Source organism: Sulfitobacter sp. OXR-159 (genome assembly GCF_034377145.1).
Lineage (GTDB): Bacteria > Pseudomonadota > Alphaproteobacteria > Rhodobacterales > Rhodobacteraceae > Sulfitobacter.
Genome location: NZ_CP139710.1, coordinates 107,149 through 132,400, shown reverse-complemented (window position 1 = coordinate 132,400; position 25,252 = coordinate 107,149). Strand labels below are relative to the sequence as shown.

The following is a 25,252-nucleotide window of genomic DNA, read 5'->3' as shown; positions in this document are numbered from 1 at the left end:
GAAACCGATTCAGGGTATGTGAGACTGGACGCCGATTTGAGTCACCATTGGTGGGACTATCCGGCATCCATGCACTGAGTAAGTTATGTCCGATAATTTTCCAGTTGACAAGGATTGGGAAGAGGCCGAGTACCGCGCCCGAGTGATCGGGGAACTGCCGGCCCAGCTCACTCAGGGCAATGTCGACTGGGCCATGCGTCAGTTGAATGTCGGCCGATCCACGCTCTTTCGTATGGTGAAGCAGTTCCGCGAAGACGGGCGGACCAGTGCACTGCTACGGGATACCCGAGGGCCCAAACCGGGCATGCAGCCCCTGGACCCGGCGGTGGAAGCGATCGTGACCCACCATTTCAAAGGCTTCTATGCCACCCGCCGCAAACCGACCAAGACCCGGTTCTGGCGCGAGGTTGCAGCCGACTGCCGAGCGCAGGGGTTGGCCCCTCCTTCGATCCGGCGTTTGGGTCGCTGGCTGGAGGGGCACGATCAGGCAAAGCTGATGGCCCGGCGTGAAGGCAAGGACAAGGCCGAGCGACGCCATCTGGCCACGCCGGGAGGCCTTACTGCAGACAGCCCTCTCGATATCGTCCAGATCGACCACACCAAGGCCGACGTGACAGTGGTCGACCCGGTGACGCGTCGCCCGCTCGGTCGTCCGACGCTGACTGTGGCAATCGATGTGAACACCCGCATGGTTTTGGGGTTTCATCTGTCGCTGGAGCCGCCATCGCTGCTGGCCGCCGCAATGTGTCTGACCCATGCGGTGATGGAGAAATCGCACTGGCTGGCAGCGCGTGGGATCAACACAGACTGGCCAACGCGGGGCATCCCGAACGCGATTTACGTGGACAATGGCGCGGAGTTCCATGCCCGGGCTTTTCAGCTTGCCTGTTCCGAATACCAGATCGACCTGCAGTACCGTCCGCCCGGCACGCCGCGCTATGGCGGCCATATAGAGCGCCTGATCGGCACGATGATGGGCGCGATTCACCTGCTGCCGGGCTCGCATTTCTCGAATATTTTCGAGCGCGGTGATCTCGACGCGGAAGCCGAGGCGGTGATGACGCTCAGAGAGCTGGAAACCTGGCTCGCTCTCGAGATCACTGGCTCCTACCATGCGCGGGTCCACAGCGCGCTGGAAACGACACCTGCAGCGGCTTGGGCGGCGCGGACGAACGAGGTCCGGATCCAAATCCCGGCCGATCTCAGGCAGTTCCTGGTCGATTTCCTGCCCTCCGAGCAGCGAGTTTTGCAGCGCGACGGCCTGCACCTCTTCCACATCCGCTACTGGGCGGACGAGTTGCGCTGGCTGATGGGCCGGGAAAGCCGCAAGTTCACGCTCAAATACGATCCGCGCGATCTTTCGCGCATCTTCGTGCTGACAGAGAACGGGATCATCGAAGCCCGACCGGCGGATCTGACACGGCCTGCGATCACGCTCTGGGAGCACCGCGCGGCGCGACGCGCTTTGCGCGAGGCCGGGCGCCGGTCGGTAGATGAGGAGCTGATTTTCAGGACGATCGAGGTGCAGCGCGACCTCGTCGACAGCGCCGAGCGGCAGACTAAGGCCATACGGCGCCACCAGGCGCGGCGGGCGCATCTGGCCCCTTTGCCGATGATCGATGTGACACCGGATGCCGCCGCGCGAGATGCCCTGCCTGCGCCGGAAGGGAAGGGGAGCCCGTTCCTCAGCCACCCCGGCTTCAAGGTCGAGGAGTGGTACGACGATGACTGAGTTCCCGCATCTCTATCCGGGAGCGTGCAAGATCGCCGCGCTCAGCGCCGAGGAGCGCATTCACCGGATTCGCGCCGACCGCTGGATTTCCTATCCCAGGGCCGAGGCTGCCTTGGAGAAGCTGGAAACGCTGATGTCGTTTCCCGAGCGCGCCCGCATGCCGAACCTGCTCATTGTCGGCGACAGCGGCATGGGCAAGACGATGATCATCGAGAAGTTCACCCGCGATCACGCATCGAGCTTCGACGAGACCAGCGGACGGCTGCATATGCCGGTCGTCGCCGTGCAGATGGTGTCTGGGCCAGATGAATCGCGCTTCTACCGCCGGATCCTGGCGGCGATTGGTGCCCCGGAGCCGCCGCGGGCGACACTGTCTGTACTTGAAAGTCTGGCCTTGCGACTGCTCGCCGAATTGCGCCCAGGAATGCTGGTCATCGACGAGATCCACAGCCTGCAGGCGGGGACGATCCGCGAACAGGCGCGATTCCTGAACATGCTGCGCTTTCTGGGCAACGAGCTGCGCATCCCGCTGGTCTGTGTCGGTACAGCGCAGGCTCGCAACGCGCTGCGCACCGATGATCAGCTGGTGCGTCGCTTCGAGGCCTTTGCCCTGCCGCCCTGGCGGGAGGGCGAGGATCTGAATGGGCTGATGAGCACGCTCGCGCGCACGCTGCCGCTTCGGCGCCAAAGCCAGATCGACGAGAAGGCGCTGACGCGGATGATCAAGGTGACCGGCGGCATCACCTCGGGCATCTTTTCGATCTTGTCGCAGCTGGCGATCGCCGCCATCGAAAGCGGCGAGGAACGCATCCTCTCGCGTGACATTCTGGGCGGCGACCGGTTGCAGGCGGTCCTGGGAGAGCCGGTGTGACGGCGCGCGGGCGCCTGCCGGTTGTCTACCTCCCCGAGGCGGACGAACGGCTGTCTTCCTGGGCCGCGCGCATGGCCCCGTTCTACGCCATGACGGTTTCGGAATTCGTCGCCGCACTTGGTCTAAAGGGGCACGACGTGTTCGACCTGGAATGGCGTCTTTCGGAAGGGCAGGGGGCCCTGATTGCGGCCCGCACCGGTCTCGCGCTCGAGGCGGTGCAGGCCATGACTTTCCTGGAGTTGGGGGCTGCGGCGCGCATGATGATCGCGCGGAAGAACCGGTATTACTGCCCGCACTGTCCCGAAGAACCGCAACGCAAACCCACAGCGCTGCCGTGGCGATTCCGCTGCCCGGTGCATGGCGTGGAATTTCGGGACGCCACCGGCGAGACCCTGTCCGACCGCTTCGGTACGGATTGCTTCAAGAAACTTGAAGGGCATGCCGAGGCCGGGGCCACTTACCTCGATGCCTGGGCGCGCGGTGCGGGGCAGCAAGACCTGGAAGCGCTCGAAGTGCTTCAGATTCTGACGGCGCGGCATCGCCGCGCCTCGCCTCCGAACGTCGACGAGCAGCCACGAATGACTCTGAGAGACCGGCGGGACTATCATGATTTTCTGACCACGCCGATCCTCCGGCAGGCGCTGACGGTCATTGTCCCCGAATACGATCAGGTGGCGCCAGTGCTTGCCAAGGCAGTGCGCCCCGGTTTCCACGCCCTGGCGCAGGGCTCGCTGTTGCAGTGTTTCGCGCTGACGGTCGGCGTCGGGCGGATCATTGAGGATCCGGTCCAATGGGTGATCTCAGTCATGCTTGTGAGCGATGCGGAGGGGCAGGGACGGGTCCGGCAGGCAGTTAGGTCATGGCCTCTCTCGTTAAGACGAAGCATCGCGGCCCGGTTCTGGCGCGCTGAGCGCGAGGAGACCGCACGCCAGTCTGCAGAAAAAGCCGCGAGACAGCGCCAGTCTCACAAATACCGCCCCATCCAGTCTCATAAATACCGGTACAGAATCTCATGAACCCCGACTCAGTTTTCAGGGAAGTGCTTGAATCTCATGAATTCCAGCTATTCGACAAGATCCACTCAATTTAAGACTGTGCTGCAGCATATCTTTATGGGTCCGATAATGTAAACTTATTGGACATATCACAGAACCGCAAGGCGGGGCGCTTGGTTTGCTATTATCTGGAATAAAGCGCCGCGCAAGTGTAGGCTTTGGGCATGACATTTGCCCGACCGGATCACAGCAGCGACCTCGATACACTACCCCGGATGCCCGCCTGGGTCACCTCCGTGCGTTCTGAAACCCTTGAAGATGTTGCGTTTTCGTCAGGCGCGGCGCTAAACCACCTGCATCTTGTGTTGAGCCGAGTTGACCTCCCCCATGCCTTGTTGCGGGACCGGCTCGCGCTGCGTGCGGCAGAGGCTTGTGTCGCGTTTTCTGACAGACCGGAGCGGGCGGCCGAGTTGCGCGACGCGGTACATCTTTTGCGTCCGGGCGACCTGCCCGGGCCGGCGGGTGAGGCTTACCTTGCCTGGCGGCGCGGGGGGGAGCGGCCAATGTCGATCAAGGTTCTGGGTCGAGCCTTGCCGACCTTCGAGCCGGGCCAGATCGCCACGTGGCTCGACGCGGGGCAGGGCGCGCCGGTAGCCCGTGCCGCGATGGTGCTGGAGGCAGTGTTGACGGACGCGACGCGCGCTGACGTGGCGGCGTTGATCCTCGCTGACGCAGCCCTCGCTCATGCGCTTGGCTGGGATCATCTCGTGCCGCTGCTGGCCGCAGGCCTGAAGCGCGCCGACCTGCGGAAGCGGGGAGAGGATCTGTGCCTCGCCTGTCATCGCGCGCTTATCTCATCGGCAGTCGAGGCCGTGCGGCAAGCTTCCGACCTCGCGCGCCGGGCGGCGCATTTGAAGGCGGTCGCACCCAAGCTGCGGGCAAAGGGCGCGGGGAACGCGGTCGAGATGTTCCTGACCCGCGATGCGGTGGCGCCTTCGGCCTTGCCTTTGCCGGACCGCGCCGCGCGGCGGCTTTGCGATCGGCTGGTCGCGCTTGGCGCGGTGCGCGAGCTGACCGGGCGCGATGGTTTTAGGCTTTATGGGGTGTAGGGATGGCGAAGGATCGCCCGGAACCTGACCTGGACCGCGAGTTGTCCGACCTACCGCCTGAGCTGCGTTGGAGGGAATGGATGCGCCGGATCGAGGCGGTACTCTTTGCCTCGGCCGCGCCTGTGCCGCGCGAAGGCCTCGCCCGCGTGGTGGGGCAGGGAGCCTCGGTTGACCTGCTGATCAAGGACCTTGCCGCCGATCTGGAAGGGCGGGCGTTTGAGATCGCCCAAGTCGCCGGCGGCTGGATGTTTCGGACGCGGGCGGCCTATGCGCCCGCGATCCGGTCGGCGGCGGATGTGGGAGATCAGCTGATAGACCTGAGCGAGTTCGACGTCGCGGTCTTGGCCGCCATCGCCTATCACCAGCCGATCACGCGCGACGGACTCAAGGACATCTTCGGCAAGGAGATCAGTCGCGACCTGATCGGTCGGTTGCATGCGCGCAGCCTGATCGGGACGGGGCCACGATCGCCGCGTCGCGGAGCGCCCTACACATTTGTGACGACCGAGCAGTTCCTTGTCGCATTTGATCTGGAGACTCTCGCGGATCTGCCAGAACGGGAGCAGTTGGAGGACGCAGGTCTGGATGGCGGGTCATAGGAATGGTGGCGGGCTGGCGATCCCCGTATTGGCCAAACGATGAGGCATGTCGTGGACATTTTGTGACGCTCTCAGTCGTGACTTGTCGAGAGAACTCAGACTTCGATCCTGAGCCCTCTGAACAGAGCTTCCCAAGGGTCCCCATCCTCGGTCATCGCGCCCGGTTCCAGGTTTGCTATGTTCTCGCCGATGACTGCGTTGTGGTAGTTCTTGAGCCAGCTGTTTTTGCGCCGCACCGTCGCGTTGAGACTGTCGGCGAGACCGCTCTCCACCAACGTTTTGTGCCTACCCAGAAACTCGATCCAGTCGGCGTATTCGCCGCCGCGCAAGAACCTACGCTGACCTACAATATGAGCAATCAAACGCGGTCAGAGCCATAATAAAGAACCAGGGGTTACAGGATAGAACGCATTTATCGATGGGCTGTTTGACGTCATCGTCAGGTAGACCCGCCTAGGAACTGTTACCCATATGGCCAGTATTAATTAGTGTAACAGCCCTCAAGAAAGTTATTTTCGGAGCGCGCGAAGAGTATTTTCCCTGCAGCGCGCTCCTGAGGAAGCCAATGCTCTTCCTATTTCCGGTTCGCCCAAGAGGACAGAAAGTCTGCCGGGTCAGGCATTCGAATGTTCCAATCTGCAAGCTCCCGCACATTTTCGGGTAGCAGCTGCTTGAACAGTTTCAAATAAGTTCTCGTTTTTTCTACGCAGGCGAGGCTTGCAGCGTTGTCTTTGACTTCCTGCATCGCGATCAGAACGGGGTTTACTTGTTCCAGTTCCCCCTCGTCGTAGAAATCGAGGATATCTCCATGCAGCCAAGTCGCTTCAGTCATCAGAATGGCATCGGCAAAATACACCACATAGTATTGGTAGCTTTCTGGGCAGGGGAACATCGACCTCCGATGTGCAGTGTCGTCATGACCCTGCGATAAATAGAAATCAGAAATAATCCGTGCGGCGGAAGGCAATTTTTCTTTGGGTAGGTCTTCGGAGAACACAGCTTTTATCTCGTTGTCGCCCTGCACATAGAAGACTGGGTCGCCATAGTCGTGGCTTGGGAACTGGTCTTCGCTAGCAGTTACAGAGAAATACACTCCAATAATATCGCCTACCTGCGCATTCTCATGAGGAACGATATGAGGCTCAAAGGAGAGCCCGCCGATATAGTTGACGGTCTCTACTTGGAACGGGTTCGCCGAACAATCTACTTGGTCAGGGTTGCAGGTAGAGGTGACCTTTTCAGCGTCGGTTTCGAACGTGAGCGGCTGGGTTGCGTTTTGGGGTGAAGTGGATTTTGAAGAAGTCATGGTCTGCTTTCCTTTATGTTTTTGTTTAACAGCGTTGGTGCTGTATTCATGATGTGAGATCGATTTCAGGGGCGCGGTAACGCCAAGTGAGATTTTTTACGGTTTTTTCGAATGGTGATCGCGAACTCCTTTCATTCGGCGGGGTGTGGGCTTTCGGGCCTCAAAATGGAGATCGGAACGATTTTCGGCGCGCGGTTGCATTACGTGGCGTAAAGGGCGGCTTGATTGTGCGCAGACGGTGAACCGGGCCCGCGCGCCGCCATAACCTCAAATGGATAAAAGGGTGATGCTCAAAGGCCTGTCGTCCTGCGCGTTCTGTTTGGACGCGCAGAACGACAGGCCTCTTTTGCAAAAGAGGGGAGGGTCGGGCTGGGTGCCATTCAATCCTTCAAGAAAGCCCCTCAGATGACATATACGAACAATTTTCCCTTTCAGATTTCCGGCCTGCAGCTGTTTGAAAGCGTGGCCCCAAAAGCTGCGGAACAACTTGCCCGGCAGTTCCACCGTGCGGGTCTCTACAACTCCAACGACTTGCTCGATGCTCTCGCCACGGGGTTGAGCGCATTTGCCCGGGCGCGAGGCATTGCTCTGTCAGCAGAGTTCCAGCGCGCTTGGCCGGGCGCGTTGAATGTGCTTAAGCGGAACCGCTGCGAGGACGATTGGGAGAAGCTGTTGCCGCAGGAAGCGACAGCGCCCAAAGCACCTTCTTGCCAAGTTGTGCGAATGAGCGCTCAGATGCTGCATGTGCTCGAAGCTGCCGAGGCCGCTGGCATGCGGTCACGGACCGCGACCTGGCTGGGCATTTGGATTGTGACGGCCGCCGTGATCGGGCATTCGGGGCCCTTGGATGCCGATCTCAGTCTCGAAGAACTGGCCGAGTGCTTCTGAGCCCCTGGCTTATTGGGGTCTGGCGCCCCGATGAACGGGCTGCAGAATGCTGGTCAGCAGGACTTTGAGCTGCCCCTCGGCGTGCCGTGAGTTCAGGGGCAACCTCTGGGCCCTCTCGAAGGCTTTTACGAGCCGCCGTACGTGCAGAACGGGAACGTCGTAGAGCTGTGCGACATGTGTGAGCGACCGTCCATGATGCATCTCTACGTAGGGACGTTTGGCACTGCTGCGCTGGAGACTGGCGCAGCAGTCACAATGCTCTTCGAGATGAAACGCTCCTGCTGTGTCAAGCCGTCCTGCAGGGTGCGAGAGCCTCTCTCTGCGCCGATACGCTTCAATCGCAGCCTCGAACTCAGCATTGGCGTAGCCGCGCTCCGCAGCGATTGTCGCTATCATATCCTCTGGCATCTGTGCCTCCTGTTCACAGCTCAAGCAGGGCGGGGGCCCTTCTTCCGAAGCTCTTGAGAAGAATTAGGCACCGCTGATGCCGTACCAAAACGCTGAAGAATATCCTGCGCCAAAAGGGCGAAGCCCCCTTAAAAACACCCCAAAACTGCCCGGCACGGGCTCTTTCATATGTTTCCTAATTCTCTTGATTCAAAGCAGCGTCTATTTTTGTTTATAACCAATGTGTTGCGGTGTTTGTGACGCAAAAACCCCGGGTTATGACGCAATTTCCCGGTGGTTTGACGCAAAAACCCCGGGTTTCGACGCAATTTCCCCGGAACATGACGCAATTTCCCGGGCGATCTTTTGGGCGGAAAACAAGATGAGGCAGGGGTCTCCCTCAGCGAGTTTTTCTGACTTCCAGCGTGCAGGTCTATGAAGCCTGCTCAGAACCCCGGGACGATTATGCCAGGATTTTGACCGTGCAATGCCGCGCCTGTTTCAAAACCGCTGCTGATTGTTGCGGGTGGATGCGCATATTCTCAGTGCATGCAGGTCTTTTTGACAAGGCGGGTGTGACAGCCTTCGCTGTCAGACGTGTGTTGGGGCCGGCGGAAAATTTTTGCAGAAATTTCATTTTTCTGTCTCTCCAGATTACCGCCGTCAAAGCTTCAATCCGATGTCCCTGTCATGGGCACTTTCAACCCCGCCCATTTAAGGAGAACAAAATGTCTAAAGAAGTACCTCTCACCCAAGCGCGTGACGTCATCCCCCTCACCCTAAAGCCGTCTTCGTTTCCGCAACATGTCGTGGAAAAGTGGCGCCTGCTTGTAGACGCGTATCTTGGGAGTCCGTTAGAGGCGGACGAAGGTGACCTTTTGGGGCTCGACATCGGGCACGTGCTTGCTGGCGCATCCGGATATCCTGCCTCGGAAGTTCAGGCCTTCTTTTTTCTTGAAGGGGGCGTCTGTGATGCGCGTGTCATGAACTTTCCGACCCGTAGTGCCGGAAACTGCGTTCAGGTCGAACGTGCTGTCGAGCGTAGCGTGGATATCGGTTTTATTTCCATGTTGTTTTGCCACTGGGATTTCTCCAGCAGGCAGCTGAATACTCTTGTCTTCCGCGACTTCACGCTGATTTACGATGGTCTTACGGTACAGGGCGCGCGCGACGTTTCTTCGAAGATGAAGCTGATCCTACATCAGGAAACAAACGGAAGAACTCCTGCGCAACTCAAGCAGGATATCGAACTGGGCCTCAACGGCTTTGCGAGGGCCCGCGACGGACTTAGTGGTGTCAGGTTCGTTGTAGATCTTGAGGCCTGTCCTCTCGGTGCCTAAGCCCCTGCTATGATGCCGAAGTCCCGCCCCTTTTTCCGCAGGTTTTGCCGGGGAAGAAGGGGGAGAGGCGATCTCGAAGGGAGATGGGCGGAGCGATCTAAAGCTTCGGCCGCCCCTCGAGAATGGGAAGCAGCGACACCTGCTGCGCAAAAACAGAAGCAAGGGCAGAGGTCCTTCTTTTGGATTTTTGCAGAGCTGTCGGGCCCAAAAGTTGCCCCCTAGGAGGCGAATGAGATTTTCATCTGGGATACTTCGAGCGGCTCGTAGTACTCCGTTTCGCGCGCTTTCGGGTGTTTCTGATGATCTCGCATAGAGCTTTGAGAATATTCTCGGCCTAAAGGCGGTCTTGTTTTTGGAACGGGTTTGCTGGGGTCTATGTCCTTGGCATGAAGCAAGATAAGCCTCTTTCGAAAGATGACCTGGTCAAGTTTTTTGGCCTGAAGCCAGTGGAGAATGGCGACTACAGGGCGTTATCACGCGTTTTGAAGGCGCTCGGGATCCGTTTGGTTGGCGGCACAACGCGGTGGTCTGTTGTGTGGAAAGCCTTTGGGTTTGCAGAAGTACAAACGCCAGAGCGTGCGGCAGAGCTTCGGAAAGCGTTGCTGGATGCCCGCGCGACAGCTGAACTATTGGGCGTTGATCCTTCGACCCTTTATCGCTGGTCGAAGGGGCAGGTGCCCATCGGTATGCCGCCCTTTCCAAAGGCAATTGATCTATCGAACGGGGGGGCAAACACCCGAAGCCAACGCTGGCGTAGAGCCGAGGTTCTAGCTTGGCACTGCCACCGAGATTTTCCGATCTACGCACGGCAATCGCCGGTCTTTGGCGGGCTTACCCCGGCTGAGTGACGTGTATCGGCTGCTTTGGGGGTATTCGCAGAAGGAAGTTGCGCAGCCCTTCTACACAAGACACCCGGACCGTATGGCCCGGGCGCCTTTTGCAGAGGAGCGATTTAAGGTCTGAGATCTGATCTTGTCGCTGACGTCAGGATTGACGGTGGTCTATGCCAGCACGGCGTTCTCCGGGCCTACCGTTGCAAAGAAGATTATGTTTCCGACGGCGGTGAAGGGTAATTCGCCCGACCCGGTGGCAAGCTCACAGATGACTTGAGCCCCGAGCAGAAAAGCGGTCATTGGGTCATCAAGGCGCAGTTCGGGCGGCAGGGCCATCGTATTTGGCATCAGCGGTTCTGTGGTTTTGAATGTCAGGAAGAATGACCACCCGTTGCCTTCGTTCTCAAGGGTGAACCGTTCGAGCGTATGAATAGACATATGCTCGGGGAATTCGGGGGAGCGGTAGCTTGAGGGCCACATCCCTTTTGCTTGGAGTGCTTCGAGGACAAGATCCTTATAACACTTCCAAGGGGAAGGTGCGGTCTCAATCATAGTCGTGCTGAACTTCAACATTTTAACTCTTTCTTTTTAATCCCAATCTTTGGTGTTGGGAGGTGTGTAAGCAGATGAAGACGCGGTTTTGTCTTGCGCTCCGGTCGTGCTCTTTGGCGATGACCGTGAGGTGATGTCCTGCGCGGCCCGTATAAGTAATTTGGGAACGTCGAATTCGGCGCGGAAACGCGATTAAGACAAATAGGGATCTTTTTTGAGTGACCTTGCGTCAAGGTTCGCAGGGGCCATGCAAATGAACCTGCATTCCCCAGGTGGCGTGTCGTTTGAGGTGAAGATCGCCTGTATCCGATCGCTAGACAAGGATTTTCTGCCGCAAGCGGCACCTGCGGTCGCGCAGACTGCTGGATCTGGACGGATCAGACCGCGAAGCCGCTGTTTCCTTGCCCAGGGGCGGCGTTTTTCAGCGCAGCGGACAGATCTGTCCAGCCGCTTTCGTTCAGTTTGAGCGTGGATCGCGATCATGCGCATAGCGGTGGCGCTCGCAATCGGCGGATAGCGGCGAGGATGGCGCGTACCATCGTGCCGGTGACAGCGACCTCGGCCAGCTGGAAGGTGATGGTGCGGGCGTGACGGACCACACGTGCCCCGATCTTGATCAGCTTCAGTTGCAGGCTGGTCAACGACCAGTCGGCCATGGCTTCGGGCAGCTCGATGCAGCGCAAGAAGGTGGCCAGGTTGTACGCCAGGGCGTGCAGTTGCAGCCGCACCTCATTGTCGCGGAACTTCCGGCACGACAGCCGCGTCCAGCGAAAGGCGTATTTGCCCTCTTTGATGTGCTGCTCGGCGGTGCCGCGCTGGTTGTAGAACCGCACCACCCAGTCCGGCTCCATCGGCAGGTTGGTGACGATGAAGCCGACACGCGGGAACAGTTCGCCCGGATGCCATTCGATCTTGGCGATCACCCGGCGTTCCTTGTCCCAGGACGCCGCCTGATACTCGAATTCCTCGAAGAACCGCTTGACCTTGGTCAGTGACGGCCGCCCGACAGGGCGCGTTAGCCGATGCGCGATCTTGTCCTTGAGGACCGCGTTTGCGGGCAGCCGGATGGCGTAGAAGAACCGCGCTTCTTCCAATCGCTCATAGATCGCCGGGATCGCGTAGGCAGCATCGGCCCGGAAGAACCTGCCACCAAGGTCGCGCTCCGCGTAGCGCGCAATGACGGGGTCGAGAACATCACGCCAGCCATCGGCGCTGTGGACGTTGCCATGGCGCAGGGCGCAGCGTTCCAGCATCCCGAACTGGTTGAACAGAAAGTTGGGGTGATAGCAGCTACAGTCGAAATGGCCATTCCAGGCGGACCCTTCCTGGTCGCCATGGGTCGGGCTGACCGAGCTGTCCATGTCCAGAACGATGTACTTCAGCCCGTTACGGTCATGGAACCGGTCGATCCATTGCCCGTTCAGGTCGGCCAGCGCGGCACGGTTCCCGGCCAGAGCCAGCGTCTCGGTCTCGAACCGTCCCATCTGCGATGCCGAGGCCGCTTGTGCATCGACCGCTCTGCCGCCGACAACTTGGCGCATGACCGGATCGCAGGCGAGACGGTTGGCGTCGTTGACATCCTCGTATCCGGCCAGCCGCCCAAAGACTGATTGCCGGAACAGGCCGTCGAGCCGATGGACCGTGTTCTTGCCAGAGCGAGTATCGCGCAGCGCCGCTGACGCCAAATCGGACAACCCGAGCGCGTCATCAAGCTCGCGCATCACCAGAAGGCCGCCGTCGGAACTGAGCTGCGTGCCGCGAAATTCCAGCCGCACGCGAGGGTCGAAATCCACCCGATCTGCCCGTTGCAAGCCCGCACCCTCTGGGTGATCCATGAAACGCGCCCCTCGCAGCCTTCAACACCATGTTTTATATAGGAAATATAATGGTCAGGACAGCGAAATCAGCGCCTTACTTGGGAAATGTGGGATGAAGTCCTTCGGTGTGCGGGCCCGCTGTCTGCCGTCGCCCCACTGTGGGCGGGGGGCGTTGCCTAACCTCGGAGTTTGGGACCAACCCCTCCGGGGCGTAATTCCCGAAGATGACGCTCAACGCCCTCTTTGCCCGCAAGGTCTTCGCCGCATTTCTTGTCTTGGAAAAGAACAGGATCGGAGAGGGCTGCTCTGCGCGATCCCCGGTAATCTGGGCACCCCGTTGGACGGCCCGCGGAGCGTTTGACCTTGCGCTAAGGCGGTATCGTTACCGTCGCATGTTTTGTGGGTGGCCCTTCTTGGCCCGCAAAATTGAAACCCCGCCCAGTACATGGCCATTTGTCTCGCCTTGCTCAACGGGTGAGGGCGCTTTCAAAAATGGCCTGCTGAGGACGCCGAATGGGTGGGTCGACGGCACCGCCGGTCCCCGTCCCGCGGGGCGCTACGGCTTGCTCGTTGGCCCCCGGGACATCGCAATCTCCATTAAGCGGCAAAGACCTCATGCAAGTGGTGCGGACATAAACACCCCCCCGGTTTCACCGGCGGCAACCGCGAAGGTGTTTATGTCCGCTGCGCATTTAACCGGAAAAACCAGCATCTTAGCGGTTTCCTCATTTTCCATGATCAACCTCTTCCCTGAAAGGATATCTCATGCTTGATCTCTCTCGCAGACCCCCTGCCGTCTTGTCCCCTGTGGCAAGCATTGCGGCCTCCACCATCCCCTCGGAGGTGTCCAGCTTTGCACAGTTTCGCGCTTATACGGCCGCAAGAACCGATCTTACTGCCAGCACCCAAACAAGCTACTTGGGCGCGATTGATAAGGCCGCATCGATACTGAACCGGCCGTTGACTGCGATTGACGCAGACCTTGCTGCTATTGCGCAGAGGTTCCCTTTGAAGGGTTTTGACCTCGATCATTGGCCAACAGAGCGCGCTTACAAGACGTTCCGGGGCCGGCTCTTGGCTGCGCTCAAGTCGTTTTGCGGTGTTCACGCCGAGAAAGCCCGCTTGCGGGCAATGGAGGATGACTGGACAGTATTGCTTGCGGCCATTGAGCCGCGCGTACAGGGGCGGGTAGGTATATCGGATTGGCATCCGATGAAGCTCCAGATGCTGAAAAGCTTTGCGCTCGTTGCGCGGTCTTACGGCTGGCAACCACGGGATATGACTTTAGAGCGGGCCCAGCAGATTGACCGGGATTTCAGCGGCAATGTGAGAGACTCTCATGCTCGGTCTCTCAAGCGCCTTGACGAGCTCCGCGCCTTTTCTGAACTTCTGCCCCTTTTGCCCGCGGGCCCCATCAACTTTCTGCCTGAGCGCCGGGCGCCAGCGCACCAAGAGATCCCGCAAGAATGGGAAGTCCAGTTCATCTCCTGGATCGAGAGTGTCACGAATAATTCCTGGGATCCGGTCGCAAAGGAGTTCACCGATCGGCATGAGCCGCATGCGCATGTGATGAAGTCTGCTCTTCGCACAGCTTTACGGGCGGGATTGGATATCGGCATGATCAGCCGTGAAGAAGGCGATCTCAAAGCCATCCTGGCTTGTGATGAAACGCTCTATGGCATCGCGGGTGAGCTGTTTCGCCGCCAGCATGAACCGAAGTCAAAGGGGCACCTCGAGCCGCGCAGCGCCCGCAAATATCTCAAAGCCCTCAACCAGCTGCGCGCGCATCTCGGGCTAGATTGCAGCGGTATGCGTCAGGTTCTCGCGAACAACAAAACCGCGCGTGCAGGCCGCACGGCCGAAAAATCCATGACCAAGGTCAACCGCAAATTCTGTGAACGGCTTGTGGAAAAGAAGCACCTGCGGCGCCGGTTTCTCACGTCCTTTCTGACGCTGCGCGAGGCGGCTGAAAAGATCTTGGCGCAGGCTAAGGCCGAGGGTCGCAAACTCACAGCGCTTGAGATCTCCCAAGTTCGCATGCTCGGGGTTTGCGCATGTTTTGCAGCTATTGAAATCGGAGGGGCCCCGTTGCGGCGCCGCAATGTCATGGCGCTGACATGCGTCGGTGAAGACGCGCAGTTCCGCATCCCCAAGAAGGGTAAAAAGCCCTTCAAGGTCTTCTTGCCTGCGGCGGTGACGAAGAACAATGCCGTGATCGAGTTCCCGATCGCGCGCAACAAATACGGCGCATATGACACGATTTGCTGGTATCTTGAGGTAATCCGCCCGCTTTTTGCGCATGCAGACACAAGCCCCTTTCTTTTTCCTGCGGTACGCACGCCCGGGCGCTCTCTCAACGCGGACTTCTTTGCCGCGCACTTCTCGCAAGTCATGCGTGCGGTTGTTGGCTTGCCCATGACCCCGCACCAAATGCGCCATGGTCAAACGTCGCTTTTGCTCGATCGCTATCCCAACGAGATCGAAGTGATTGCCAAGCGTATCGACGATACCGCGGCCACTTTGCGCCAGTTCTACGGCTGGCTGAATGCGCTCAAGCTCGTTGAGCGGGGCCAAGACATGATGATCGGATTGATGGATGACTAAGACTTACGATACCCGCAGCCGTGCAGAGATTCTATCTGCGGCACATTTTGGTCCCTACCGCGCAGCCCCCAGGCTTGATGAGATTGGCTTACGTGAGCTGCGCACCTTGGATAAGTTCTTTAGGTTTGCGCAAGCACGCGCGATCGCTGTGCCGACGGTTTCGGATTTCCTTGCGTTTGCAGAAGAAGATGCCTCACCGCGGCAATTGGAGAACCTGCGTACCGCGTTTGATCGTTTGGTCCCGCCAGAGACCCCAGTTCTTTGCACAATACGTGACGCGATCCGTGCAAAGAAAGGCACCGGCCGTAGCTGTGACCGTCGAGACAGGCAGGCGCTTGGGGCGGACCCTTTGATGGCTCCTTACTGCAACCTAAAAGGGTTCAAGGCAGTAGCGCTTGAGGACCTGCGCGTTTTCGCCAGGTTTCTTTCGTTCACAGCCGCGCGTGGGATCACGGCACCCACGGTCGATGACTACCTCGCTTTTGGGGCAGATGTGACATCGAGCCGCCGCTTGCGCTCTCTCAAAGCCGCCATCGATGTTTTGATGCCGGGCAGCCCTGCCGCACATGTAATCCTGCCTGAGGCGATCGTTCGCAAAGAGCCTGCGCAGGTTGCCAAGGCGGGGTCGGTGCCGCGCCCTGCAGCGCAACGGCGCGTCGCTTATGACGCCCTGCCGCCAGCTTGGCGGGCCAAATTGAAGGCGTGGCGCACGGGGTTTGTGGCGCTGCATGAAGCAGTACCGGCCGCATCCGTGATCGACAGCACCGAAGATATCTTGCGTGAATATGCAAAAGTGCAGATCGATGCAGGTGCTACAGTCGCTATTACCATCGAAGGGGTCCGGCGCATGGAGGCAGCGCGCACGGCGCATGCCAAAGCGCGCCAGGCCCCCGCCTATACGTCTCAAGGGGATCGGCCCGCTACACGGCATACCGCTGTCATGCGGCTGCGTCAGTTTGGAGATGCTCTTGGAATTGACAGGCTGACGCTGGAGGCGATCCGTGCGCATGAGAACGCTCTGCGCTCTGACTTACAGTCCGTCGTGCCCCTAAAGTTTGGCCGTTATGAACAACTGCCTGATTTGAAGGAAACCTGGCAGCTGGCCCATGAACTTTTGGAGCAGAGCACTGAGGCCAAGCGGCGTCATACCAAGATACGCCTTCTCAACGAGGCGTTCTGTATTGCCTTTTGGACGCTGATCCCTCTGCGACTGGGAGACGGTCAGCTCATCTGGGGGGAGGATATATGGTATGATGGGGACTGTTACCGCATCGATATCACGACAACGAAAGAAGATGAGCCCCTACGCGGCAGATTACATAAACGGCTGGAGCCCTTTCTGAATGCTATGCTTTTGCGCGGAATGAAGGTGGATCATCTGGCGCATCTCCGCGCGCTTTCGCAGACGGATCAGGTCACGGTGCTGCGTGACGTATCTGGCAAAGGACTTGCAGGCGGTTATCCTTCCAGCGCTTGGCGCAGGCATATGGGGACCGGGGCGCATATTGCGCGTACTCGGATACATACAGAGCTTGGACAATTGGGGCCAGAAGGGGTGGAAATGGCGCTGGCTCTTACGGCTCAGCGCGATGCGCGATCCCAACTCGCCTACCAGGCGGCGCAATTTGAAAAGGCGCAGCGGGCCAAGGGCCAAAGTATGATTGACGGGCTATTGGCGGAGGTGTTCGACGCGTAAAGTCCGGCAACGCTTCGTAGGCGGAGGTCGTCGCCGTTATTCTCCGCGTTTGCTGCGGTGTTTGTGATTGTCCTGCGGAGTTTGCGTCGTATAATCTCCGCAAAGAATGCGTAAAATATGACTTACATCCACGAACTTCATGACTGGCCGCAGTTTATCTGGGATAAGGCCAAGCTGTCGTCACAACTTGTTGCGGTCCGTCACCGCCAAGGTAAGCTTTTGGGGCGCATGGAGGGTCTTGGCTTCGATCTTCGTAACGAGGCGATGCTCAGAACACTGACCAGTGATGTCGTTAAAAGCAGCGAGATCGAGGGGGAAACGCTCGACAAGGATCAGGTCCGCTCGTCCATCGCGAAGCGGCTCGGGCTCGAAATCGGCGGACTGATCCCAACCGATCGCCATCTTGATGGTGTCGTTGAGATGATGCTGGACGCGACCCAAGCGTATGACCAGCCACTGGACGCGGAGCGTCTGTTCGGCTGGCATGCGGCTCTCTTTCCGACCGGGCGAAGCGGAATGACCCGTATCAGGGTGGGAAATTGGCGCAACGGTCCGATGGAGGTTGTGTCAGGACCCTATGGCCGCGAACGCGTGCATTTTGAGGCGCCAGACGCCCAAAGACTAGACCCTGAGATGCAGCGCTTCCTGACTTGGTTCAATCAAACACCCGACACCGACCCAGTCATCCATGCCGCAATTGCCCATCTTTGGTTCGTCACTATCCATCCTTTCGATGATGGCAACGGCCGCATCGCTCGCGCGATCGCGGATATGGCGTTGGCGCGATCCGAAGGCAGTTCACAGCGGTTCTACAGTATGTCGACGCAAATTCGACAAGAGCGCAGCGCCTATTACGATATGCTCGAGACAACACAGAAAGGAGAGCTTGATGTGACGGCGTGGCTCGTTTGGTTCCTGGCTTGCCTCGATCGCGCGTTTGATGGTGCCCAGATCATCCTGGAAACCGTGTTCCGGAAGGCGCGGTTCTGGGAGGAATATGGAGCGTCGAACATGAACGACCGGCAGCGGGACATGGTCAATCGCCTTTTGGATGGGTTCGAAGGAAAACTCACCACGTCGAAATATGCGAAGATCGAAAAGTGCTCACAAGACACAGCCTATCGCGACATTCTTGATCTGATCGACTTGGGAGCCTTGGAGAAAGATGAGGCAGGTGGGCGTAGCACCAGCTATTCACTGGTGGCGACGTAAAGAGGCTTCTCACAGGAGGAGTTCCAGACGGCCACTTCAAGCAAGTATCAGACGAGCACCGCGGGGCTCCAGTTCATCGCCTTGCCGACAGAAGCTGACGCTGGCGGGTGAGAGGCAGGGCGACCCGGGACAATAATTTCTCAAAGACGACGAGATTTCTTCTGTCTCCTTCGGGATCATCCCAATTCCTCATTGGAAAGGCCAAGACCGGCCTTTTTCGAACTTCAAAGAGGTCCAAGAGAAAGGCTACCGAAGTCATGAGGAAAATCGTCATCAAACCCGAAAATGCGCTGCGCATCGAGGAGGCGTTGAAACAGGTCAACGGGCGGGCGAGAGCCCATACGATTACCACGGCACGCGCCGTTGAGGCGCTCGCGCAAGACGTTGAGCAGACCTTCATCGAGCGGGGGGCCACGAAAAAATCCCTGCTGGGGACGCAGGTTCAACATAGGCCGGGCGGGCCAGGAAACTCTTATGGGAAAGTTGGTCTGCAGGTTATCACCACGTCGCTCTTCCTTGAGCGGGGTTTAACACATTGGGCGCTCTTGGGGATCGAGCGGGAGACGATCTGGGCGAGCGACACGAAGCAAAACCATGTCGCACTCTCTGAGGCGGCCATCAGGAAAATTGCAAAGGCCGCGCTTGGGGACCTTAATATTGTGGGCGCCCCCTCCAGCCGTTTCGAGCCTCTTTTTCAACGAGCGTTGACCGTAGCCTGCATGCCTTGCCACAGTTCGCATGAAAAGCTTGCCATTCTTAAAACGTTGGAGACTGAGCTGCAGATCTGACATGAGCCCGAACCGCGTATGCTCAGACGGCCACAGCTCATATTATCCGGGCCTTAACGATCCCCAGCTTGAGGTCGAACAATCATTGTAGGACTTGTGCCCATAGCCAAAGGGGGCTGCGCGCTCCGTGTCTTCTCATGACGAGAATGGGCTTGCGTGATGGCTGGGTGAATGTGGAGTCGATACGCACAGATCCGATTTCACCGCCGAATAGGCGGCGAAGGGTTTGGGGTCTGACCGCGACGGCTATCCTACTGCTTTCTTTGGACGATATGATCAGTATCCACGAGCGGCTGGAGGGGTTTGGACTCACTATGGGCGGCGGCAGCGGTTTTTTGCACTTTGCTTGGGTTATCCCCGGTATGATTGTGGCGGCAGGGCTGCTTGCAATTTTCGCGCTGATAATTCGAAGTGCCTCTGCGCCTGCTCGCCGTAGTTTCGCTTTGGGGATCGCGATGTTTTTTGGCGGCGCATTTGGTCTTGAGATGGTAAGTGGTGCAATCCTGTCGTCGTATGGGCCCTATGGCTTCTATGCGACGTTCTATCACGTCGAGGAGCTGCTGGAAGCCGTCGGAATGGTGTTTGTTCTTTGCGCGGCTTTAAAGGAGCTTAGTCGGCATGGCCGGGGTTCAGGCTTTCATCCTGCAGTAGCGTAATGCTCCGGCTTTAAAGGCGCGGCGCAGTTGTGACTTAACAGCTGCGCCGCGTCATACCCGACGTACGCCCTGCCGATCCAACTCCTTGTGAATGGCAGCCAGATCGACATTCTCTAGTTCCGATCGCGATTTGACTGCTTGAGCTGCGGCAATCCCGGCACCTTGCCCTGCGACAGCGCAGCACGCCATGTTGCGCGTTGCGGCGTGGGCGATACGGTCCCCCCCGGTCGCACGCCCCGCGACCAACAATCCTTTGATTTTTTTGGGCAGCAATGATCGATAGGGAATGTGCATGTAACGCCCTGTCGTCGGCAGGATGAGGACCCCATAGCCGTCGATAAATTCCGGATAAATACCGATGCTGTCCTCAAAGCGTGCTTCGTGGCGCACATCCGTTTCTGTCATGTTATAGATCGCATCGATTTTGCGCGTGTCCCGCACTCCTAGCGTCATACCGAAGTTGCGCAGGCGGACGCCCTCGCATCCAGGCGCAAACCTGCGCAAGGCTTCAATGGCCATCATCGCTTGGCGGCGGCCCTCGATTTCGAAGTGAGTAAGGTCTTTGGGGTCGGTCCCATCGCAATTGTCTAGATGGACCAGGTTCATATAGGTCATCTCACCGCTGTCATGCACCGCGCCCCAAGTGCCTGCGATGGTGGTCAGATCCGCGGGAATGACCCCGGCTTTGCGCGCCGCTTCAAACGGTTTTTTGAGGAAAGGCGAAAACATCTCGTCTTCTTTGCCGTCGGTTTCGACTGTCCATTCGCCAGTGGACCAATCGGAATAGGTCTGCGGGTTGGCATGCACCTCTTCCATGAACTTTTTCTTGTCCACGCCCGCGACGTGGAACATGACGCTTGCAGCCTGCAACTCTTCCCGAGGGGGGTGGGTGACGGGCGCTCCGGCGCGGTGGGCGATGTCGGCATCCCCTGTGGCGTCAATGACCACTTTACCAAGGATAGCTTCCCGACCGGCTTTGGATTCGGTGATAATGCCGATGATACGGTCGCCTTCCATAACGGGCGCGACGAACAGACGATGTAGCATCGGCACGATGCCAGCTTCTTCGACCAATTGATCCGCAACGACTTTGAACCCTTCGCTGTCGAGCTCATAGCTAAGGGACTGGGCTTCGGGGACAGCGGCCCCCATCGCCTTGGCACGTTCTTCAAACTCGCGCCCAATACCGTTTGCTTCAACGGTCTTTTCATGGCGATACCAAGCAAAGCCTTCCACGCCCACGGTCGTGATATTGCCCCCAAAGCAACCGAAACGTTCGACTAGTGTAACATCAACACCTGCACGTGCAGCAGCCAGAGCTGCGGCCAAGCCCCCCGGGCCTGCGCCAACAACGAGCACATCCGTGGTATGTAGGACATCAATTTGGCGGGACGGCTCAGTGATTTGCATTTTTTCTCTCGTAGAAGGTCGTTCAGGCTATGCGCGGTAGTTGCACGGCCTTTACCCGGATCGCAACGGCTCGGGGCAAAGCAGCGCAGGAAAGCAGGCTTATGCGCAGCCCCGCAAAGACACATTATGCCTGCACTTTTTGGCGCGTCGCGGTGCGCCAGCTATAGGCTCATCAAAGTTCTGAAACCGGCCGCTCGATCTTGATGCTGCGCCCCAATTGGGTGGCGTCGAGGGATGGCCTTCTACCGCTATGGCTTTGCGTTGGCCTCACCCTTTTGGGCGCGGTGAAACTTTTTTTGAGAAAATGCACGATTTGATTATCGCCCCCCCAAAATCGTCACCAGCTCATGATTAGGCGCTGCAAGTGCGCTTAACCTGAACCATCAAACTGGAAAGGATACACAGATGGGACTGGATACTGGTTTTTACCGCGATGGGGAGGAGGTGTTTTACCTGCGCAACCACGACGGTCTCTTTGACGCGTTTGCGAAAGGCTCTGGCGGGAATGTCTATGAGGGGTATAGTGACTTCTATGTCACGCTCGGCACGTTGGCAGTGGTTGCGAACATGCTTGAAGAGGAGTTCGCCGCCTCGGGCCTCACTCTGGCCGATGCTTTGTTCGACATCCCCGAGGAATTGCACGAATTGGATGCACGGGCCGCGGAATGGAAGGACCTGCTGCTCTACTACCCTGCGGTTGTCACGTTCCTTGCCAATGACATCATTGAAAACGGCCCTCTCATCTGCAGCTGGTCTGCCTGAAGGCGAGGCGCCGGGTAGAGCACAGAAGAGCTTCCGGCCCTGCAAGACAGAAACCCTACTCCCCCCCTCAAACCTCTGCGCGGCGACGTGGCTCCGCTTTACGTCCCGCAAACTCAAAAATCCAAAAAAGGGTAAACCATGACCAAATCTACTCTGAACCACACCGAAGATCTGATCGAGAAAGCCCAGAAGGGGCACCATTGGATGGGGTATGGTTCTGACCCTATGCCCATGAGGGATACAGAATTGGCACCTGATGAGCATTGGCAAAGCCAGTTGGCTGGTCTTTGTGCCCAATGGGAGGGCTCCCGCGCCGAAGTTCGCGCGCTTTCCTTCGTGTTTACTGATGAGCCCTATCATCTAAGCAGGTTTGTCTTTGACGCCGTTGTTCTATGGGATGGAGACGCGTTTCGACGGATCGAACTTGATGACCTGCCGGAACGTCTCCAAGACGCGCTTTTGAGCTTTCAGAGGTGCCAGGGGCCTGAACTTCTTTGTTCTGTAGGTGATATCCTGATGCAGATGGCCGACGAATATTCCCACACGCTTCTCACCGGGCAGGCTTATCTGACGATGGAGACGCTCAGCGTCTTGAACGTCTGGGGAACAAACGGGTCGGGTATTAAGAAGCTTAAGCCTGCTTTGCCCTATGCTGTTACTGCCTTGGTCTCAGGCAGTATGCACGATGCTGCCGCGCGCATAAACCAGGACACGCGCAAAGGTGGCCTCTTGGACTTCTTGGACTGGACAACTGCGGATCAGAAAAAGTCCCGGGTGTCAAAGTCGCATGTCCGAAAATTTATCCCGCCCCCTCCGCCGCTGACCGTGCCTAAATTGGACGATGACCGCCTGCGGGAGCTTGGAGTAATGTAACGTATCACGGCACGACGTTTGTCGTGCCTTCCAGGCTGCAGTTTACTCAAAACTATCGACAACGGATTGTCGGGGTTATACTACTTAGTAGTATAAGGCTGAGGTGATCCATATGAGCGTGAAAGCATCCGTATCCATTAGCGAGGCCCAAGAGGCTTACGCGCGCGATCTCGTGGCCCAGGGGCGCTATGCTACTCTGAGCGCCGTCGTGCAGCAGGGGCTGGAACTCCTGAGGGAGCAATCACAAGCGACTGATGCACTGCGGGAGCTTCTGGCCAAGCGTCAGGCTGGCACTTTTGTATCACTTGATGAGGGTGAGCGCCGGACTCAAGATATGATTGCGCGGAAGAAAGCCGAACATGGTCTTTGACGTCGTTCGTGGTGACGGTGTCGATCACGATCTTGACCTAATCTTCGAATTTCTCATCAAGTCAGTGCGAGAGTTCGGGGAAGACGGACAACGTGCTTTTATCCTCGCGGAGCAAAGACTGGCCGAGATAGAAAGCGCCATGCGCAGCTTGGGCGAGGCACCCTATCAGGGGACTCTTCGTCCACATCTCGGCAAGCGCATTCGTAACGTCACCAAGGGGCGTGCCGTCCTCTATTTCGATGTAGACGATCACCAACACCGAGTACGCATTCTTGCGATTTTTTTCGGAGGCCAAGACCACGAGGCACGTATATTAGCCCGCCTGTTGATTGTCACTGAGAACTGACGCTTGGGGGGTGCGTGACGGGCGCTCCGGCGCGGTGGGCGATGTCGGCATCCCCTGTGGCGTCAATGGTCACTTTTACCAAGGATAGCTTCCCGACCGGCTTTGGATTCGGTGATAATGCCGATGATACGGTCGCCTTCCAAAACGGGCGCGACGCACGTTCTGCAAACTCGCGCCCGATACCGTTTGCTTCAACGGTCTTTTCATGGCGATACCAAGCAAAGCCTTCCACGCCCACGGTCGTGATATTGCCCCCAAAGCAACCGAAACGTTCGACTAGTGTAACATCAACACCTGCACGTGCAGCAGCCAGAGCTGCGGCCAAGCCCCCCGGGCCTGCGCCAACAACGAGCACATCCGTGGTATGTAGGACATCAATTTGGCGGGACGGCTCAGTGATTTGCATTTTTTGCTCCCGTAGAAGGTCGTTCAGGCTATGCGCGGTAGTTGCACGGCCTCTATCCGGATCGCAACGGCTCGGGACAAAGCAGCGCAGGAAAGCAGGCTTTTGCGCAGCCCCGCGAAGACACATTATGTCTGCACTTTTTGGCGCGTCGCGGTGCACCAGCTATAGGCTCATCAAAGTTCTGAAACCGGCCGCTCGATCTTGATGCTGCGCCCCAATTGGATGGCGTCGAGGGATGGCCCCCTACCGCTGTAGCTTTGCGTTGGCCTCACCCTTTTGGGCACGGTGTAACTTTTTTGGCTAAAGTGCAGGATTTCATTATCGGCCCCCAAAAATCGTTCCCAGTTTATTTTTAGGCGCTGCAAGTGCCGCTCAACCTGAACCATCAAACTGGAAAGGATACACAGATGGGACTGGATATTGGTTTTTACCGCGATGGGGAGGAGGTGTTTTACCTGCGCAACCACGATGATTTTTTCGAGGCACTTGCCAATGGTTCTGGCGGGAATGTCTACGAAGACTACAGCGATTTCTACGTTACCCTTGACACTCTGGCTGTAGTCGAAGGTATGATCGAAGACGGGTTTATCGACTGTGGTCTTTCCCCAGACGAGGCTTTGGCTGACATTCCTGATGCGTTCCACGACCTTGATGCGCGAGGTACGGAATGGAAAGAGCTGCTGCGCTACTACCCTGCAATCGTTGCGTTTCTCGCTGAAGATATCTCTGCGAACGGGCCCCTCATCTGTGGTTGGTCTGCATGAAAAGCATTTTGGCGTGTGTCGCAACAAAGGTGCTTACCCGATGCGATTGGTAAAGGCGCAAATCAGTTAAATAATATTGAAGCACGCTTTAGATGGTCACTGCGGGAACCGATGGATCTCATTGGTCCTACTATTCTCCGCCGCATAGGCGGCTGCAGATGGGGTTGCTACGATCAGATGATCGTGCCCCATCTTTTAGCCAAGGCCCCCCGTCGCGGAGGCCTTGTTTCACCGCCGAATAGGCGGCTGAGGATTTGGGTTTTGTCGGTTCGCCGGCCGGACCCATCTCCTTACTGGGCCCGGTTTTACCGCCGAATAGGCGGCTTAGAAACGACGATGGCAAAGCTTTCTTCTGCTGTCTTTACGCCGGGCCCAGCTTTCTCCGCCGCATAGGCGGCTGTAGATGGGGCTGCTACGATCAGATGATCGTGCCCCATCTTTTTACCAAGGCCCCCCGTCGCGGAGGCCTTGTTTCACCGCCGAATAGGCGGCTGAGGATTTGGGTTTTGTCGGTTCGCCGGCCGGACCCATCTCCTTACTGGGCCCGGTTTTACCGCCGAATAGGCGGCTTAGAAACGACGATGGCAAAGCTTTCTTCTGCTGTCTTTACGCCGGCCCCAGCTTTCTCCGCCGCATAGGCGGCTGTAGATGGGGTTGCTACGATCAGATGATCGTGCCCCATCTTCTTACCAAGGCCCCCGTCGCGGAGGCCTTGTTTCACCGCCGCATAGGCGGCTGAGGATTTGGGTTTTGTCGGTTCGCCGGCCGCACCCATCTCCTTACTGGGCCCGGTTTTACCGCCGAATAGGCGGCTTAGAAACGACGATGGCAAAGCTTTCTTATGCTGTCTTTACGCCGGGCCCAGCTTTCTCCGCCGCATAGGCGGCTGTAGATGGGGTTGCTACGATCAGATGATCGTGCCCCATCTTCTTACCA

Annotated in this window: 25 protein-coding genes and 1 pseudogene; 18 read left to right on the top strand and 8 right to left on the bottom strand. The window is 58.1% G+C overall.

All coding sequences use genetic code 11. From position 1 onward, the window contains the following. The first annotated feature begins 85 nt into the window (after nt 1-85). The 5 genes from T8A63_RS20640 to scpB all read left to right on the top strand — a co-directional run bounded on the left by T8A63_RS20640 (nt 86) and on the right by scpB (nt 5,306). Nucleotides 86-1,732 carry a Mu transposase C-terminal domain-containing protein gene (locus tag T8A63_RS20640; RefSeq protein WP_280322986.1) on the top strand — a complete coding sequence of 549 codons (1,647 nt, stop codon included), beginning with the start codon at nt 86-88 and terminating at the stop codon, nt 1,730-1,732. Further along, a complete protein-coding gene (locus T8A63_RS20635; RefSeq protein ID WP_280322987.1) occupies nt 1,725-2,603 on the top strand; it encodes a TniB family NTP-binding protein in 879 nt (292 codons plus the stop codon). Before T8A63_RS20640 ends, T8A63_RS20635 begins: the two co-directional genes overlap by 8 nt. Further along, nucleotides 2,600-3,619: a TniQ family protein gene (locus tag T8A63_RS20630; protein ID WP_322346461.1), complete on the top strand. Its 1,020-nt coding sequence runs from the start codon at nt 2,600-2,602 to the stop codon at nt 3,617-3,619. The genes T8A63_RS20635 and T8A63_RS20630 overlap by 4 nt, the downstream gene beginning before the upstream one ends. Before the next feature lie 203 nt (nt 3,620-3,822). Continuing rightward, a complete protein-coding gene (locus tag T8A63_RS20625; protein ID WP_322346459.1) occupies nt 3,823-4,707 on the top strand; it encodes a DUF1403 family protein in 885 nt (294 codons plus the stop codon). A gap of 2 nt (nt 4,708-4,709) precedes the next feature. After that, the gene (scpB, locus tag T8A63_RS20620; RefSeq protein ID WP_322346457.1) at nt 4,710-5,306 is read left to right on the top strand and encodes an SMC-Scp complex subunit ScpB; all 597 of its coding nucleotides are present in this window, start codon (nt 4,710-4,712) and stop codon (nt 5,304-5,306) included. 95 nt (nt 5,307-5,401) lie between these two features. Here scpB and T8A63_RS20615 read toward each other — a convergent pair whose 3' ends face one another. Together T8A63_RS20615 and T8A63_RS20610 are read right to left on the bottom strand one after the other, a co-directional pair. Continuing rightward, nucleotides 5,402-5,635, bottom strand: coding sequence for a hypothetical protein (locus tag T8A63_RS20615; protein ID WP_322346455.1), 234 nt, complete (start codon nt 5,633-5,635; stop codon nt 5,402-5,404). A 245-nt stretch (nt 5,636-5,880) separates the two neighbouring features. Then, nucleotides 5,881-6,612: a hypothetical protein gene (locus T8A63_RS20610; RefSeq protein WP_322346453.1), complete on the bottom strand. Its 732-nt coding sequence runs from the start codon at nt 6,610-6,612 to the stop codon at nt 5,881-5,883. A 405-nt stretch (nt 6,613-7,017) separates the two neighbouring features. Between T8A63_RS20610 and T8A63_RS20605 the strand changes: the two genes are divergently transcribed. Further along, nucleotides 7,018-7,500, top strand: coding sequence for a hypothetical protein (locus T8A63_RS20605; RefSeq protein ID WP_322346452.1), 483 nt, complete (start codon nt 7,018-7,020; stop codon nt 7,498-7,500). An 850-nt stretch (nt 7,501-8,350) separates the two neighbouring features. Here the strand turns inward: T8A63_RS20605 and T8A63_RS20600 are convergent. Next, nucleotides 8,351-8,524: a hypothetical protein gene (locus T8A63_RS20600; protein WP_322346450.1), complete on the bottom strand. Its 174-nt coding sequence runs from the start codon at nt 8,522-8,524 to the stop codon at nt 8,351-8,353. A 91-nt stretch (nt 8,525-8,615) separates the two neighbouring features. Between T8A63_RS20600 and T8A63_RS20595 the strand changes: the two genes are divergently transcribed. Together T8A63_RS20595 and T8A63_RS20590 are read left to right on the top strand one after the other, a co-directional pair. Continuing rightward, complete coding sequence (locus tag T8A63_RS20595; protein ID WP_322346448.1) at nt 8,616-9,227, top strand: hypothetical protein; 612 nt, start codon at nt 8,616-8,618, stop codon at nt 9,225-9,227. A 386-nt stretch (nt 9,228-9,613) separates the two neighbouring features. Further along, complete coding sequence (locus tag T8A63_RS20590; RefSeq protein WP_322346447.1) at nt 9,614-10,075, top strand: hypothetical protein; 462 nt, start codon at nt 9,614-9,616, stop codon at nt 10,073-10,075. Nucleotides 10,076-10,228: 153 nt separating this feature from the next. On the opposite strand, the gene T8A63_RS20585 is transcribed toward T8A63_RS20590, so the two are convergent. From T8A63_RS20585 to T8A63_RS20575, 3 genes are all read right to left on the bottom strand, one after another. Then, complete coding sequence (locus T8A63_RS20585) at nt 10,229-10,633, bottom strand: hypothetical protein (protein WP_322346445.1); 405 nt, start codon at nt 10,631-10,633, stop codon at nt 10,229-10,231. A 458-nt stretch (nt 10,634-11,091) separates the two neighbouring features. Then, on the bottom strand, nt 11,092-12,447 hold the full coding sequence (locus T8A63_RS20580) for an IS1380-like element IS1247 family transposase (RefSeq protein WP_006473457.1): 1,356 nt from the start codon (nt 12,445-12,447) through the stop codon (nt 11,092-11,094). A 595-nt stretch (nt 12,448-13,042) separates the two neighbouring features. After that, nucleotides 13,043-13,165 (bottom strand): hypothetical protein, encoded by a 123-nt coding sequence (locus T8A63_RS20575; RefSeq protein ID WP_322346443.1) that lies wholly within the window; start codon nt 13,163-13,165, stop codon nt 13,043-13,045. 29 nt (nt 13,166-13,194) lie between these two features. Here T8A63_RS20575 and T8A63_RS20570 point away from each other — a divergent pair, with 29 nt between their 5' ends. From T8A63_RS20570 to T8A63_RS20550, 5 genes are all read left to right on the top strand, one after another. After that, complete coding sequence (locus T8A63_RS20570) at nt 13,195-15,033, top strand: hypothetical protein (protein ID WP_322346442.1); 1,839 nt, start codon at nt 13,195-13,197, stop codon at nt 15,031-15,033. Then, nucleotides 15,026-16,729 (top strand): hypothetical protein, encoded by a 1,704-nt coding sequence (locus T8A63_RS20565; protein WP_322346440.1) that lies wholly within the window; start codon nt 15,026-15,028, stop codon nt 16,727-16,729. Before T8A63_RS20570 ends, T8A63_RS20565 begins: the two co-directional genes overlap by 8 nt. 117 nt (nt 16,730-16,846) lie before the next feature. Beyond that, nucleotides 16,847-17,941 (top strand): Fic family protein, encoded by a 1,095-nt coding sequence (locus tag T8A63_RS20560; protein ID WP_322346439.1) that lies wholly within the window; start codon nt 16,847-16,849, stop codon nt 17,939-17,941. Nucleotides 17,942-18,198: 257 nt separating this feature from the next. Next, on the top strand, nt 18,199-18,729 hold the full coding sequence (locus T8A63_RS20555; RefSeq protein ID WP_322346437.1) for a hypothetical protein: 531 nt from the start codon (nt 18,199-18,201) through the stop codon (nt 18,727-18,729). A gap of 146 nt (nt 18,730-18,875) precedes the next feature. Continuing rightward, nucleotides 18,876-19,385, top strand: coding sequence for a hypothetical protein (locus T8A63_RS20550; RefSeq protein ID WP_322346435.1), 510 nt, complete (start codon nt 18,876-18,878; stop codon nt 19,383-19,385). A gap of 51 nt (nt 19,386-19,436) precedes the next feature. On the opposite strand, the gene T8A63_RS20545 is transcribed toward T8A63_RS20550, so the two are convergent. Next, nucleotides 19,437-20,795 carry an FAD-dependent oxidoreductase gene (locus tag T8A63_RS20545; protein ID WP_322346434.1) on the bottom strand — a complete coding sequence of 453 codons (1,359 nt, stop codon included), beginning with the start codon at nt 20,793-20,795 and terminating at the stop codon, nt 19,437-19,439. A 405-nt stretch (nt 20,796-21,200) separates the two neighbouring features. On the opposite strand from T8A63_RS20545, the gene T8A63_RS20540 reads away from it, so the two are divergent. The 4 genes from T8A63_RS20540 (at nt 21,201) to T8A63_RS20525 (ending at nt 23,146) form a co-directional block, all read left to right on the top strand. Further along, on the top strand, nt 21,201-21,557 hold the full coding sequence (locus T8A63_RS20540; protein WP_322346433.1) for a hypothetical protein: 357 nt from the start codon (nt 21,201-21,203) through the stop codon (nt 21,555-21,557). 138 nt (nt 21,558-21,695) lie between these two features. Continuing rightward, nucleotides 21,696-22,430, top strand: a complete 735-nt coding sequence (locus T8A63_RS20535; RefSeq protein ID WP_322346431.1) for a hypothetical protein — start codon at nt 21,696-21,698, stop codon at nt 22,428-22,430. Nucleotides 22,431-22,542: 112 nt separating this feature from the next. Beyond that, complete coding sequence (locus T8A63_RS20530; RefSeq protein WP_317388904.1) at nt 22,543-22,800, top strand: ribbon-helix-helix domain-containing protein; 258 nt, start codon at nt 22,543-22,545, stop codon at nt 22,798-22,800. After that, on the top strand, nt 22,790-23,146 hold the full coding sequence (locus tag T8A63_RS20525) for a type II toxin-antitoxin system RelE/ParE family toxin (RefSeq protein ID WP_322346429.1): 357 nt from the start codon (nt 22,790-22,792) through the stop codon (nt 23,144-23,146). Before T8A63_RS20530 ends, T8A63_RS20525 begins: the two co-directional genes overlap by 11 nt. A gap of 4 nt (nt 23,147-23,150) precedes the next feature. Here T8A63_RS20525 and T8A63_RS20520 read toward each other — a convergent pair. Continuing rightward, a pseudogene (locus T8A63_RS20520) lies at nt 23,151-23,552 on the bottom strand (FAD-dependent oxidoreductase); the annotation flags it as partial. A gap of 407 nt (nt 23,553-23,959) precedes the next feature. Between T8A63_RS20520 and T8A63_RS20515 the strand changes: the two are divergent. Continuing rightward, the gene (locus tag T8A63_RS20515; RefSeq protein WP_322346428.1) at nt 23,960-24,316 is read left to right on the top strand and encodes a hypothetical protein; all 357 of its coding nucleotides are present in this window, start codon (nt 23,960-23,962) and stop codon (nt 24,314-24,316) included. The last annotated feature ends 936 nt before the right edge of the window (nt 24,317-25,252 follow it).

What these genes read in the sequence shown, in the direction of transcription:
- T8A63_RS20535 (WP_322346431.1), top strand. Translation starts at nt 21,696, where the DNA reads ATGACCAAATCTACTCTGAACCACACCGAAGATCTGATCGAGAAAGCC.
- T8A63_RS20565 (WP_322346440.1), top strand. Translation starts at nt 15,026, where the DNA reads ATGACTAAGACTTACGATACCCGCAGCCGTGCAGAGATTCTATCTGCG.
- T8A63_RS20555 (WP_322346437.1), top strand. Translation starts at nt 18,199, where the DNA reads ATGAGGAAAATCGTCATCAAACCCGAAAATGCGCTGCGCATCGAGGAG.
- T8A63_RS20560 (WP_322346439.1), top strand. Translation starts at nt 16,847, where the DNA reads ATGACTTACATCCACGAACTTCATGACTGGCCGCAGTTTATCTGGGAT.
- T8A63_RS20515 (WP_322346428.1), top strand. Translation starts at nt 23,960, where the DNA reads ATGGGACTGGATATTGGTTTTTACCGCGATGGGGAGGAGGTGTTTTAC.
- T8A63_RS20580 (WP_006473457.1), bottom strand. Translation starts at nt 12,447, where the DNA reads ATGGATCACCCAGAGGGTGCGGGCTTGCAACGGGCAGATCGGGTGGAT.
- T8A63_RS20635 (WP_280322987.1), top strand. Translation starts at nt 1,725, where the DNA reads ATGACTGAGTTCCCGCATCTCTATCCGGGAGCGTGCAAGATCGCCGCG.
- T8A63_RS20600 (WP_322346450.1), bottom strand. Translation starts at nt 8,524, where the DNA reads ATGAAATTTCTGCAAAAATTTTCCGCCGGCCCCAACACACGTCTGACA.
- T8A63_RS20550 (WP_322346435.1), top strand. Translation starts at nt 18,876, where the DNA reads ATGGGCTTGCGTGATGGCTGGGTGAATGTGGAGTCGATACGCACAGAT.
- T8A63_RS20640 (WP_280322986.1), top strand. Translation starts at nt 86, where the DNA reads ATGTCCGATAATTTTCCAGTTGACAAGGATTGGGAAGAGGCCGAGTAC.
- T8A63_RS20610 (WP_322346453.1), bottom strand. Translation starts at nt 6,612, where the DNA reads ATGACTTCTTCAAAATCCACTTCACCCCAAAACGCAACCCAGCCGCTC.
- T8A63_RS20575 (WP_322346443.1), bottom strand. Translation starts at nt 13,165, where the DNA reads ATGGAAAATGAGGAAACCGCTAAGATGCTGGTTTTTCCGGTTAAATGC.
- scpB (WP_322346457.1), top strand. Translation starts at nt 4,710, where the DNA reads ATGGCGAAGGATCGCCCGGAACCTGACCTGGACCGCGAGTTGTCCGAC.
- T8A63_RS20570 (WP_322346442.1), top strand. Translation starts at nt 13,195, where the DNA reads ATGCTTGATCTCTCTCGCAGACCCCCTGCCGTCTTGTCCCCTGTGGCA.
- T8A63_RS20605 (WP_322346452.1), top strand. Translation starts at nt 7,018, where the DNA reads ATGACATATACGAACAATTTTCCCTTTCAGATTTCCGGCCTGCAGCTG.
- T8A63_RS20595 (WP_322346448.1), top strand. Translation starts at nt 8,616, where the DNA reads ATGTCTAAAGAAGTACCTCTCACCCAAGCGCGTGACGTCATCCCCCTC.
- T8A63_RS20585 (WP_322346445.1), bottom strand. Translation starts at nt 10,633, where the DNA reads ATGTTGAAGTTCAGCACGACTATGATTGAGACCGCACCTTCCCCTTGG.
- T8A63_RS20545 (WP_322346434.1), bottom strand. Translation starts at nt 20,795, where the DNA reads ATGCAAATCACTGAGCCGTCCCGCCAAATTGATGTCCTACATACCACG.
- T8A63_RS20590 (WP_322346447.1), top strand. Translation starts at nt 9,614, where the DNA reads ATGAAGCAAGATAAGCCTCTTTCGAAAGATGACCTGGTCAAGTTTTTT.
- T8A63_RS20525 (WP_322346429.1), top strand. Translation starts at nt 22,790, where the DNA reads ATGGTCTTTGACGTCGTTCGTGGTGACGGTGTCGATCACGATCTTGAC.
- T8A63_RS20540 (WP_322346433.1), top strand. Translation starts at nt 21,201, where the DNA reads ATGGGACTGGATACTGGTTTTTACCGCGATGGGGAGGAGGTGTTTTAC.
- T8A63_RS20625 (WP_322346459.1), top strand. Translation starts at nt 3,823, where the DNA reads ATGACATTTGCCCGACCGGATCACAGCAGCGACCTCGATACACTACCC.
- T8A63_RS20530 (WP_317388904.1), top strand. Translation starts at nt 22,543, where the DNA reads ATGAGCGTGAAAGCATCCGTATCCATTAGCGAGGCCCAAGAGGCTTAC.